Consider the following 12,417-nt stretch of genomic DNA (forward strand, 5'->3'; position numbering starts at 1 on the left):
CGAGGCGCGGGGAACCCCTCTCCTGCATCGAAGTCGGGTTTACCCGACTTCGACACTCTGAAGTGCTGAACTCGGGCAGGCCCGAGTTCAGTGAGAGGGGCAGGGGTGAGGTGTAGGCCCCTGGACCAGTAATCTGCTGACTTCGGTGGGACGCTGCCGTGATGTTGCAGCCAAAGTGTCCAACGGCCGACCCCTCACCCTGCCCTCTCCCTACGGGAGAGGGTTCCCCGCGCTTCTCTTGGCAAAGCGGCGCGCTTTGGCTCATGACATGCCTCCCACCTCCGCCTTGACCCGCTCCACCGCGTCCAGCACCCGCTCCGGCGTTGCCGGCGCATCGAGCCTCGGGCAGACACGATGCCCGCCTATGCTCGCCACCGCGTCGGAGAGCGCGTGCAGCACCGAGATCGCCAGCATCAGCGGCGGCTCGCCCACCGCCTTGGAGCGGTGGATCGTCGGCTCGCGATTGGGCGCGTTCTCCAGCAAGTCGACATTGAAGATGCGCGGCCGGTCCGACGCCACGGGGATCTTGTAGGTCGAGGGCGCATGGGTCTTGAGCCGGCCCTTTTCGTCCCAGACCAGTTCCTCGGTGGTGAGCCAGCCCATGCCCTGGATGAAGCCGCCCTCGATCTGGCCCTTATCGATCGCCGGGTTCAGCGACGTCCCGCAATCATGCAGGATGTCGACCCGCTCGACCTTGTATTCGCCGGTCAGCGTGTCGATCGCGACTTCGGCAGCGGCTGCGCCATAGGCGAAGTAATAGAACGGATGGCCGCGTCCCGCCTTGCGGTCCCAATGGATCTTTGGCGTTGCGTAGAAGCCGGTGGCGGAGAGCTGGACGCGGGCCATATAGGCGGCCTGGATGAGCTCCACGAAAGCGATTTCGCGCGCGCCGATCCTCACGCGGCCGGGCAGGAACGCGATCGCCTCGGGCTCCTCCTGCCAGTGCCTTGCCGCGAAGGCGGTCAACCGCGCCTTGATCGTCTCGCAGGCGTCGAGCGCAGCCATGCCGTTGAGATCCGAGCCCGAGGAGGCGGCGGTGGCGGAGGTGTTGGGCACTTTGCCGGTCGTCGTGGCGGTGATCTTGATCTGGTCCAGCCCGATGCCGAAGGCCTGGCCCACGACCTGGGCGACCTTCACATGCAGCCCCTGGCCCATTTCGGTGCCGCCATGGTTCAGCATGACCGTGCCGTCAGTATAGACATGCACCAGCGCGCCGGCCTGATTGTACCAGGTCGCGGTGAAGGAGATGCCGAATTTGACCGGCGTCAGCGCCATGCCGCGCTTGATGACCGGGCTTGCCGCATTGAAGGCGCGGACCGCCTCCTGCCGGGCCTTGTAGTCGCAGCGGCGTTCGAGCTCCGCGATGACCTCGCCGCCGATCATGTCCTCGACGGTCTGGTGATAGGGCGTGACGTCCCGGCCAGGCCCTTTACTGGAGGAACTGCCGCCATAGAGATTGCGCCGGCGCACCTCCAGCGGGTCGAGCCCGGTCGCGAAGGCCACCTCCTCGATGAAGCGCTCGGCCCCGACCATGCCTTGCGGCCCGCCAAAGCCGCGGAAGGCGGTGTTCGAGACCGTGTTGGTGCGCAAGGGCTCGGAGCGGGCGCGCACCGCCGGGTAGAAATAGCAATTATCCATGTGGAACAGCGCCCGGTCGGTCACCGGGCCCGACAGATCCGCGTTCCAGCCGCAGCGCGCGGCATAGACCGTGTCGACCGCCAGGATATGGCCGTCATCATCGAAGCCGATCTCGTAATCGCAGACGAAATCATGGCGCTTGCCGGTGATGACCATGTCGTCGTCGCGGTCGGGCCTGAGCTTCACCGGCCGCCCGAGCTTGCGGGCGGCAAGCGCCGCGACGCAGGCGAAGAGATTGGCCTGCGTTTCCTTGCCGCCAAAGCCACCGCCCATGCGCCGGATCTCGACGGTGACCGCATGCGAGCCGACGCCGAGCACCTGCGCGACCATGTGCTGGACTTCGCTGGGGTGCTGCGTCGAGGAGGCGACGAACATGTCCTCGTCCTCGCCGGGAATGGCGAGCGCGATCTGGCTTTCCAGGTAGAAATGATCCTGGCCGCCGATCGCCATCGAGCCCTTCAGGCGGCGCGGGCTCGCGGCCAGCGCGCCTGCGACATCGCCGCGTTCGAGCTTGAGCGGGTCGGTGACGAGCTCCCCGCCGGCGGCGCGGGCGGCGGCGACATCGATGAGCGGCGCGGTCTCCTGATATTCCGCCCTGGCGAGCAGGGCCGCGCGACGCGCCTGGTCGCGCGTTTCGGCGATGACCGCGAAAAGCGGCTGGCCGTGATGCAGCACCATCTCCGTCGCGAAGACCGGCTCGTCATGGCGATGCGTCGAGGAGATGTCGTTCTGGCCCGGAATATCCTGAGCCGTCAGCACGCAGAGCACACCGGGCGCGGCGCTGACGAGCTCCAGATCGAGCGCGACCAGCCGGCCATGGGCGATCTCGCTCAGGCCGAGGCAGGCATGGGCGAGGCCGGCCGGTTCCGGGATGTCGTCGATATAAACAGCCTCGCCGGCGACATGCTTGATGGCGGAATCATGCGGCCGTGCGGTGCCGGCCGGCCCTGTCGTGCTTTCGGGATCGAGCCGCTTGCGGGCGTCAGCCATGGTCGGCCTCCGCCAAGAGCCCGGCGACGCGTGTGGCTGTCCCGGTTTGCGTTGTCTCGATCAGGAAACGCCGCAGCAGATTGCCCGCGACCTTGAGGCGGTATCGCGCCGAAGCGCGCATGTCGGTGAGCGGCTGGAAATCGCTCGCCAAAGCGGCGATGGCATCAGTGACAGCCATCTCGTCCCATATGCGCCCCGTCAGCGCTGCCTCCGCGGCCTTCGCCCGCTTGGGAATGCCGGCCATGCCGCCATAGGCGAGACGGGCTTTGCTGATCCGGCCGGCGGCGTCGCGCTGCAGATAGAAGGCGCCGCAGAGGGCCGAGATGTCCTCGTCGAAGCGTTTCGAGATCTTGGAGACGTGGAAGAGCGCGTCTGTCGGCAGCTTCGGCACCAGGACCGCCTCGACGAATTCACCGGGCTGGCGATCCTGCTTGCGGTAGTCGAGGAAGAAGTCTTCGAGAGGAATGGTTCTGCGGCTGATTCCCCCTGAGCCCTCATCCTGAGGAGCGGGCGTAGCCCGCGTCTCGAAGGATGTTCCAGCGCCCTCTGAACCATCCTTCGAGACGCCGCTGCGCGGCTCCTCAGGATGAGGGCTGAGGGAAGGACTGCGTGCCAGCACCAGCCGCGCATCGAGCGCGATCAGCGCCGGCGGCAGGTCGCCGATCGGCGAGCCATTGGCGATGTTGCCGCCGATCGTGCCGGCGTTGCGGACCTGCTCGCCGCCGAAGCGCCGCATCAATTCGTCGAGCTGCGGCGAGAGCCCGGCCAGCGCCTTGCGGAGATCGACATGATTGACCATCGCGCCGATGCGCAGATGATCGCCCTCATCCGCGATGTCGCCCAGCGCCTCGATCCGGCCGAGCGAGATGACGGGGGAGAGCCGCCGCATGCCCTTGGTCACCCAGAGCCCGACATCGGTCGCGCCGGCGACCAGCGTCGCATCAGGCTGGGCGTGCATGAGCTCAGTGAGGGCGTCGATGCTGGCCGGCGCGTAGAAGCGGCTATCCCCATTGCCAAGCGCCAGCGTCGCATCGTCATGGAGCGCAGCGAGCTTGCTTGCGATCCGCGGCCGGTCCCCCGCGAAACGGTCCTGCGAACGCTGGTCTGGCCCATACATGCGCTGCGCCGCGGCGATGATCGGCTCATAGCCGGTACAGCGGCACAGGTTCCCTGCCAGCGCGTCCTCGATGCGTGTCACACTCGGCGCATCCTCGTTCAGCCAGAGCGCGAACAGCGACATCACGAAGCCCGGCGTGCAGAAGCCGCATTGCGAGCCATGGCACTCGACCAGCGCCTGCTGGACCGGGTGGAGCGCGCCGTCGGCGCCCTTCAGATGCTCCACGGTGAGCAATTGGCAGCCGTCCAGCGTCGGCAGGAAGCGGATGCAGGCGTTGATCGCCTCATAGCGCAATGCGCCCCGGTCGAGCCGCCCGACCACCACGGTGCAGGCGCCGCAATCGCCCTCGGCGCAGCCTTCCTTGCTGCCGGTCAGGCGCTGGTCGAGGCGCAGCCAGTCGAGCACGGTCAGCGTCGGATCGCAGGACGCGATTTCGACCAGCTTGTCGCCGAGGAGGAAGCGCAGCGTCTCACGCATTCTGCCCGCATCCCTCGCAAACCCAAATCATGCCCTCAGATTAGGCATGATCGCTGCTTGGCCGAAAGCTTTGATTTGGTGCAGATATGACCTGAATTTGAGCCGAAGCCTTAGGGCGTGTCGTCAGTTATGGTTTGGAGTTGGATGAGGTCAAAAATGCCCGGATGGGAGGAGCATTGCGCAGCCCAATACATTTGTATTGGCAAGCGATGCGACGCTGCAGCCTGTCATCTTTCACCTCACCGCGAAGCGGCGGGGCGCTTTTGGTCGATTGCTGCGTCGAATATCGTAGCAAGCCGAAAGGCTTGCGGCCTCATTCTCCTTCCACTCGACCAAAATCGCTCCCATCCAACCCGAAACCATAACTGACGACACGCCCTATGCCTGTGACCGAAATGAAAGCCATCCGGGCGCTGCGCGGCCGCCTGCTCTGGTTCGTCGGCGATCCCGAGACCGTCGGCGACGCCGCCCATCGCTATGTCGAAGACGGGTTGCTGGTCATCTCCGGCGGCATGATCGCGGCCGTGGGCGAGGCCGCCGTGCTGTTGCCGACGCTGCCGGCCGGGGCTGAGATCATCGACCACCGCCCGCATCTGATCATGCCGGGCTTCATCGATGCCCATCTGCACATGCCGCAGACGCAGGTGATCGCCTCCTATGGCGCGCAATTGATGGAGTGGCTCAACAAATACACCTTCGTCGAGGAGCAGAAATGCGGGCAGCAGGGTCATCCCGAAAAGCTCGCCCGCTTCTTCCTCGATGAGGTGCTCGCGAACGGCACCACGACGGCGGTGGTCTATTGCTCGGTCCACCCGCAATCGGTTGAAGCGCTGTTCCTGGAATCCGAGCGCCGCAACACCCGCATGGTCGCCGGCAAGGTGATGATGGACCGCAATGCGCCCGATGCCCTGACCGATACCGCCGGGAGCAGCTATGCCGATTCCAAGGCGCTGATCGCGCGCTGGCACGGCAAGGGCCGGCAGCTTTATGCCATCACGCCGCGCTTCGCGATCACCTCGACGCCCGAACAATTGGCGGCGGCGGGGCGGTTGGCGGCGGAGCACCCCGACTGCCATGTCCAGACCCATATCAACGAGAACCAGGGTGAGATCGCCTTCACCCGCGAATTGTTCCCGGATGCGCCCGACTATGCCGGCGTCTACGAGCAATACGGCCTGCTCGGCCCCAGGAGCCTGATGGGCCATTGCATCCACATGACCAAGCGCGAATGGCGCGCTTTTGCTGAAGCCCGGGCGGTCGCGGTGTTCTGCCCGACCTCGAACCTCTTCCTGGGCTCGGGGCTGTTCGACTGGGCGCGTGCCAAGCGCGAAGGCGTGCCTGTCGCGGTCGCGACCGATATCGGCGGCGGCACCTCCTATTCGATGCTGCGCACCATGTCGGAGGCCTACAAGATACTGCAATTGCAGGGGCAGTCGCTCCAGGCTTTAGCTGCGCTGCACGCGATCACGCGCGGCAATGCGGTTGCGCTCAAGCTCGACCATCTCATCGGCTCGCTGGAACCAGGCCATGAGGCGGATGTCGTGGTGCTCGATCCCGCTGCGACGCGGGCGATGGCGCATCGTCTGGAGACGGCGCGCGATCTTACTGAGGAGCTCTTCGTGCTGGTCACGCTCGGCGACGAGCGCAATGTCGCGGCGACCTATGTGATGGGGGAGCGGGTGGCGCCGACGTGACGCCTCTCCAATCCAAGTCGGATGCTTCCGGCTTGGATCATGATTCATGCCAACCCAGGCAAGCCCGCGACCAGGCGAGGAAAAGCGCTTCTTCCCTTCTCCCCTCGCGGGAGAAGGTGGCGCGCAGCGCCGGATGAGGGGGCGCCGTACCCTTTCCGGTTAGCGTTACGAGGCAAGACGGTAATCGTCGAGCGCCCCCTCATCCGTCTCGGCTTCGCCGATCCACCTTCTCCCGCGAGGGGAGAAGGGAGAGGGGTTCCCCGCGGTGTTTTTCACCCCAGAACGCCGCCCTTCCTGGCGAAATCGACATAGATCTCGCGCAGGCGCAGCGTCGTCGGGCCCGGTGCGCCGTTATGGATGGTGTGGCCGTCGAGCGTGGTCACCGGCATGACGAAGGCCGTCGCGGAGGTGATGAAGGCCTCCTCGGCGTCGAGCGCCTCCTCAAGGGTGAAGGTCCGCTCCTCGAAGGTGAAGTCGGTCTCGGCCAGGAAGGCGAGCACAGCCTTGCGCGTGATGCCGGGCAGCACCTTGTTGGACAAAGGCCGCGAGATCAGCGTCTTGCCCTTGACGATCCAGGCGGTCGCCGAGGCGCCCTCGGTGACGACGCCGTCCTCGACCAGCCAGGCGTCATTGGCGCCCTGTTCGGCGGCATATTGCTTGGCGAGCACCTGGCCGAGCAGGCCGACGCTCTTGATGTCGCGCCGCTCCCAGCGCAGATCGGGGAAGGTCACGACCTTGATGCCGGTCTTCACGGTCGGCGCATTCACATAGTTGCGGGCCTGGGTGAACAGCACCAGCGTCGGCTTGGCGTCCTTGGGGAAGGGGAAGTCGCGATCGGCGGCGCCGCGCGTGACCTGCAGATAGACGCCGCCCTCGTCGAGGGCGTTGCGCTTGATCATTTCCTCATGGATCGCGACCAATTCGGCGCGCGACCAGGGCAGGGGCAGGTTGATCTCGCCGCAGGAGCGTTCGAGCCGGGCCAGATGCGCCTCGCAATCGACGAGCTTGCCGCCGAGCACGGCCGAGACCTCGTAGATGCCGTCGGCGAAGATGAAGCCGCGATCGAAGACCGAGATCTTCGCGTCTTCCTCGGGAAGGTATTCGCCATTGACGTAGACGATGCGGCTCATGGGGCAGACTCTTGGATCGGGGAATGACGCTCCTTCCTAGCCGAGCCTTTCAAGCGAGGCGAGCCACAAAAGCCGGCTTGCGGATCAGCGCGGCGCGCAACACTGTGCCCGCGCCGCGAGAATAGGATGCGCTGAAGCTGAGCCGGCCGAGCTGAATTGAAGGAAGTCCGCATGAACCGTCCCCTCGTCATCGTCCTCGACGACAGCCAGCATGTCGCCCGGCAATGCGCCGATTGGTCCGGGCTGGAAGCCCGGGCGGAAGTCCGCTTCCTGAGCGAGGCTTTCGCCAGCGAGGAGGCGGTCGCGGCTGCGCTGGTCGACGCCGAGATCATCATCCCGACGCGCGAGCGCACGGTCTTCGGCGCCTCCTTGATCGGCCGCTTGCCGAAGCTCAGGCTGCTGGCGTTGACGGGCGGACGCGCCCAGACGCTCGATCTCGCCGCCTGCACCGCGGCCGGCGTGATCGTCAGCAACACCGGCGGAAAACATGTCGGCGCGGCAACCGCCGAACTCGCCTTCGCGCTGATCCTCGCCAATGCCCGCAGCCTGCCGCAGGCCGATGCGAGCATGCGGGCCGGCGGCTGGCATGAGGGCCTGCCGCTGGGCGATGTCGTCGCCGGCAAGCGGCTCGGCATCGTCGGTCTCGGCAAGCTCGGCCAGCGCGTGGCGCGCTATGCCAAGGCCTTCGACATGGAGGTCGTCGCCTGGAGCCAGAACCTGACCACTGAGGCTGCCGCAGCCGCAGGCGTAGCCTATGTCGGGAAGGATGAATTGTTCGCGACCTCGGATGTGGTCTCGCTGCATCTCGTCCTGTCCGAGCGCACGCGCGGCATCGTCGGTGAGGCCGAGCTTGCCGCGATGAAGCGCGGCGCCTGCCTCGTGAACACGGCGCGCGGCCCGCTTGTCGATGAGGGCGCCTTGCTCGAGCATCTGCGCAAGGGCGCGATCCGTGCCGCGCTCGACGTCTACGATCAGGAGCCGCTGCCGCGCGAGCACCCGCTGCGGGGCCTGCCCAATGTCGTGCTGACGCCGCATCAGGGCTATTCCGCCGCGCCGGTCCTGGCGGAGTACTATGGCGAGAGCATCGAGAACGCGCTCGCCTTCCTCGACGGCAAGCCGAGCCGGGTGATGAATCCGGAGGTGGTCGGGCGTTCCTGAGCGTTTTCGGCGCTGCCGCACCGTCATTCCGGGACATCGCGCAGCCATGGGCCCGGAACCCAGAACCGATGCGTGTTCTCGTGAGGCGAGCCAGCGACCCGCGCCTTTTTAGAGGGGGGGGGTGGAAACCCCGCGAGCCCTCATCCTGAGGAGCCATTCCGTTGGGAATGGCGTCTCGAAGGATGCTCCAGAACCATCTGGAGCATCCTTCGAGACGCCGCTGTGCGGCTCCTCAGGATGAGGGCTGTGGGAAATCTCAAGCAGATCTCTCAAGCAGCGGCATCGGTTCCGGGTTCCGGGCTCGATCCTTCGGATCACCCCGGAATGACGGCATGGCTGTTTCGGCCGGTGTCTCCGCTCAAGCCTTGATCGAAGCCGCGATCAGGCGGCGCGTATAATCCGCCTGCGGCGCCTCGAAGATCGCCTCCGTCGGCCCGCTTTCGACGACGCGGCCGTCCTTCATCACCATGATCCAGTCCGCCATGGCGCGGACCACGGCGAGGTCGTGGCTGATGAAGAGATAGGAGAGGGCGTGCCGGGCCTGCATGTCCTTGAGCAGCGCGACGATGCTCTTCTGCACGGTGCGGTCGAGCGCCGAGGTCGGCTCGTCCAGCACGACGAGCTTGGGGTGCAGGATCATGGCGCGGGCGATCGCGATGCGCTGGCGCTGGCCGCCTGAGAATTCATGCGGGTAGCGGTTGCGCAAGGCGGGCTCGAGCGAGACCTCGGCCAGGGCCTGCGCGGCGCGCAGGTCGCGCTCGGCGCGCGCGAGATGGGGCGCATGCACGCGCAGCCCCTCGCTGACGATCTCGCCGACCGTCAGCCGCGGCGAGAGCGAGCCGAACGGGTCCTGGAAGACGACTTGGAGGCTGCTGCGCAAGGGCCGCATCGCGGCGCGGTCGAGGGGCTCGAGGGCGCGATCCTCGAAGCGGACCGTGCCGGAGGAGGGTACGAGCTTCAGCACCGCCTTGCCGAGCGTCGACTTGCCGGAGCCGGATTCGCCGACGATGCCGATGGTCTGGCCGCGCCGCAGCGTCAGGTCGACGCCGTCCACGGCATGGAGCAGGGCGGTCTCGCGACGCAGGAAGCCTCGTAACAGATCATAGCCGCGTGACAGGTCATAGCTGACGCGCAGGTCCCGCGCCGCGAGCAGGATGGGCGCGTCGTCCGGTGGCGGCGCCTTGCGGCCTTCCGGCTCGGCGGCGAGCAGCATCCGGGTATAGGGATGCGTCGGCGCGCTGATGATCTGCCGTTTCGTCCCGCTCTCGACGACCTCGCCTGCCTTCATCACATAGACGCGCTCGGCATGCTGGCGCACGAGGCCGAGGTCATGGGTGATCAGGATCACGGCCATGCCGAGCCGCTGGCGGAGTTCCGCGATCAGCGCCAGGATCTCCGCCTCGATGGTGACGTCCAGCGCCGTCGTCGGCTCGTCGGCGATCAGGATGTCGGGATCGTTGGCGAGCGCCATCGCGATCATCACGCGCTGGCGCTGGCCGCCGGAGAGCTCGTGCGGGTAGGATGAGAGCCTGGCCTCGGGCCGCGGCATCCTGACCAGTTCGAGCAGTTCGAGCGCCCTGGCGCGCGCCGCCTTGCGCGACAGGCCCTGATGCTTGCGCAGGGGCGCGGCGATCTGCGCGCCGATCCGGAACAGCGGATCGAGCGAGGTCATCGGTTCCTGGAAGATCATCGCGAGCTTGCGGCCGCGATAGGCGTTGAGCGCGGCGGCCTTGAGGCCGAGCAGTTCCGCGCCGCGATAGCGGATCGAGCCCGTCGCCTCGCCATTCCCGGCGAGCAGGCCCATGGCGGCCATGACGCTCTGGCTCTTGCCGGAGCCGGATTCGCCGACGATCGCGATGAATTCGCCGGCGCCGACATCGAGATCGACGCCGCGCACAGCCTCGACCATGCCGTCATTGCAGCGGAAGCGGACATGGAGATCGCGGATCGAAAGGATGGGATCGTCCGGCGTCATCCTAGCGATCCCTTGGGTCGAGCGCGTCGCGCAGACCGTCGCCGAGGAAGTTGAGCGCAAACAGCGTCGTCACCAGGAAGGCCGCGGGGAAGACCAGCATCCACCAGGCGCCCTGGATGGCGCGCGCGCCGTCCGAGATCAGCACGCCCCAGCTCGTCATCGGCTCCTGCACGCCAAGCCCCAGGAAGGACAGGAAGCTCTCCAGCAGGATGACCTTGGGCACCAGCAGCGTGACATAGACGATCACGGGGCCGAGCGTGTTGGGGATGATGTGGCGCCAGATGATGCCGCCCGTGGTGACGCCGAGCGCCTCGGCCGCCAGCACATATTCCTGCCGCTTGAGCGAGAGCGTCTGGCCCCGGACGATCCGGGCCATGTCGAGCCATTCGATCGCGCCCACCGCCAGGAACATCAGGATGAAGTTCCGGCCGAAGAACACCACCAGCAGGATGACGAAGAAGATGAAGGGCAGGGCGTAGAGCACATCGACCACGCGCATCATCAGCATGTCGATGCGCCCGCCGAGATAGCCGGCGGTTGCGCCGTAGAGCACGCCGATGATCAGCGCGACGCCGGTTGCGAGCAGGCCGATGGCGAGCGAGACGCGTCCCGCGATCAGGGTGCGGGTCAGGAGGTCGCGGCCATTCGCATCGGTGCCGAACAGGAAGCGCTGCCGCTTGAGCGGGACCTCCAGGGCAAGCCGGCGGCCATCCTGCTCATTCGCCGTGATCCGGGGCGTGCCGAACTGGTCGGAGCGGTCGAAATAGACCAGCAGGCGCTGGTCGATCGGGCGCGGCGAAGTCAGCGTCATCAGCAAGCTCTCACCCGCGACCGCGACATCGCCCGGCGTCGCGCGGATGCGGGCGGCGATGCGCTGCGCGGCGGCTGGGATCGCATCCGCCTTGGGATAGCTCTCCAGGCTGGCCGGCACGCGGACATAGTCGGGATAGACCCGGTCGTAAGGGTGGCCGGTGAGCCAGGGGCCGGCGATGCAGGCCAGCGCCATCAGCCCCAGCACGATCAGACTCGCGACCGCCGCGCGGTTGCGCATCAGGCGGTTGCGCGCATCCTGCCAGAGCGAGCGGCCGATCGTGGGCAGAGGGCCGAGCGACAGCTCGCTCATCGGCGCTCGCCCTGGAGCCGACCCGGATTGGAAAAGCGCGCCATGCTCAATCCAACCTGACGCGGGGGTCGAGCAGGGCGTAGAGCAGGTCGACCGCGAGGTTGAAGACGAGCACGAAGACGGCGATGACGACGACCGTGCCCATCACCAGCGTGTAGTCGCGGTTGAGCGCGCCCTCGACGAAATAGCGCCCGATGCCGGGAATGCCGAAGATCGTCTCGACCACGACCGAGCCGGTGAGAAGCGCCGCAGCCGCCGGGCCGAGATAGGAGACGACCGGCAGGGCCGAGGCCCGCAGCGCATGCAGCGCGACCGTCGAACCGTCGAGCCCCTGAGCGCGCAAGGTGCGGATATGGTTGGCGCGCAGGGTCTCGATCATGGCCGCCCGCGTCATCCGCGCAATCACCGCGATCTGCGGCAATGCGAGCGTGACGACCGGCAGGATGATGTTGCGCAAGGCCCCGCCATTCCAGCCGCCGACCGGCAGCCAGGCGAGCGTCAGCCCGAAGACGATCTGCAGCACCGGTGCGACCACGAAATTGGGGATGGTGATGCCGGCCGCGGCGAAGCCCATCACCGCATGGTCGGCATTGCCGTTCTGGCGGAAGGCGGCAAGCGCTCCCAGCGGCCCGCCGATCAGCAGGGCGAGCGTCAGCGCGCAGGCGCCGAGGCGCATCGAGACGGGCAAGCCCTGCGCGAATAATTCGCCGATCGAGAAATCGCGGAAATAGAAGGACGGGCCGAAATCGCCGCGCAGCAGCGCGCCGAGATAGGTCAGGTACTGGCGATAGAGCGGCTGGTCGAGCTGGTAGATGCGCTGCAGGTTCTCCATCACCTTGGCCTCCAATGGCCGTTCGAGATCGAACGGCCCGCCGGGCGCGACGCGCATCAGGAAGAACGACAGCGTCACCACGACGAAGAGCGTCGGGATCGCGGTCGCGAGGCGGCGCAGGAGGAAAGGGAGCATTCAGGTCCTTCATGGAACCCTCGGCGTCATCCCGGGCGACCGCAGGTCGACCCGGGATCCATCGAAGGGCGATGAACTCTACGATGGATCCCGGATCTCCGCTTCGCTGCGTCCGGGATGACGGCGTGGTTCCGGTGACAACGGCCGT

8 protein-coding genes are annotated in these 12,417 nt (G+C 66.8%); 2 read left to right on the forward strand and 6 right to left on the reverse strand.

Going from position 1 to position 12,417, the window contains the following annotated elements; translation table 11 throughout:
- Positions 1–261: 261 nt before the first annotated feature.
- Complete coding sequence (xdhB, locus tag J2Y55_RS12795; protein WP_310153238.1) at positions 262–2,628, reverse strand: xanthine dehydrogenase molybdopterin binding subunit; 2,367 nt, start codon at positions 2,626–2,628, stop codon at positions 262–264.
- Positions 2,621–4,222: a xanthine dehydrogenase small subunit gene (locus tag J2Y55_RS12800; protein WP_310153240.1), complete on the reverse strand. Its 1,602-nt coding sequence runs from the start codon at positions 4,220–4,222 to the stop codon at positions 2,621–2,623. The genes xdhB and J2Y55_RS12800 overlap by 8 nt, the downstream gene beginning before the upstream one ends.
- 380 nt (positions 4,223–4,602) lie before the next feature.
- Here J2Y55_RS12800 and guaD point away from each other — a divergent pair, with 380 nt between their 5' ends.
- The gene (guaD, locus tag J2Y55_RS12805) at positions 4,603–5,916 is read left to right on the forward strand and encodes a guanine deaminase (protein WP_310153243.1); all 1,314 of its coding nucleotides are present in this window, start codon (positions 4,603–4,605) and stop codon (positions 5,914–5,916) included.
- Between the two features lie 272 nt (positions 5,917–6,188).
- On the opposite strand, the gene J2Y55_RS12810 is transcribed toward guaD, so the two are convergent.
- On the reverse strand, positions 6,189–7,046 hold the full coding sequence (locus tag J2Y55_RS12810; protein ID WP_310153246.1) for a D-amino-acid transaminase: 858 nt from the start codon (positions 7,044–7,046) through the stop codon (positions 6,189–6,191).
- A 171-nt stretch (positions 7,047–7,217) separates the two neighbouring features.
- Here J2Y55_RS12810 and J2Y55_RS12815 point away from each other — a divergent pair, with 171 nt between their 5' ends.
- Positions 7,218–8,204 (forward strand): D-2-hydroxyacid dehydrogenase family protein, encoded by a 987-nt coding sequence (locus tag J2Y55_RS12815; RefSeq protein ID WP_310153250.1) that lies wholly within the window; start codon positions 7,218–7,220, stop codon positions 8,202–8,204.
- A gap of 358 nt (positions 8,205–8,562) precedes the next feature.
- On the opposite strand, the gene J2Y55_RS12820 is transcribed toward J2Y55_RS12815, so the two are convergent.
- The 3 genes from J2Y55_RS12820 to J2Y55_RS12830 are packed head-to-tail and all read right to left on the reverse strand — an operon-like array spanning position 8,563 to position 12,269.
- The gene (locus tag J2Y55_RS12820) at positions 8,563–10,179 is read right to left on the reverse strand and encodes an ABC transporter ATP-binding protein (protein ID WP_310153253.1); all 1,617 of its coding nucleotides are present in this window, start codon (positions 10,177–10,179) and stop codon (positions 8,563–8,565) included.
- 1 nt (position 10,180) lies between these two features.
- A complete protein-coding gene (locus J2Y55_RS12825) occupies positions 10,181–11,302 on the reverse strand; it encodes an ABC transporter permease subunit (protein WP_310153256.1) in 1,122 nt (373 codons plus the stop codon).
- Positions 11,303–11,348: 46 nt separating this feature from the next.
- A complete protein-coding gene (locus J2Y55_RS12830) occupies positions 11,349–12,269 on the reverse strand; it encodes an ABC transporter permease subunit (RefSeq protein WP_310153259.1) in 921 nt (306 codons plus the stop codon).
- Between the last annotated feature and the right edge of the window lie 148 nt (positions 12,270–12,417).

The sequence above is a fragment of the Allobosea sp. BE125 genome (assembly GCF_031456075.1).
Taxonomy (GTDB): Bacteria; Pseudomonadota; Alphaproteobacteria; order Rhizobiales; family Beijerinckiaceae; genus Allobosea.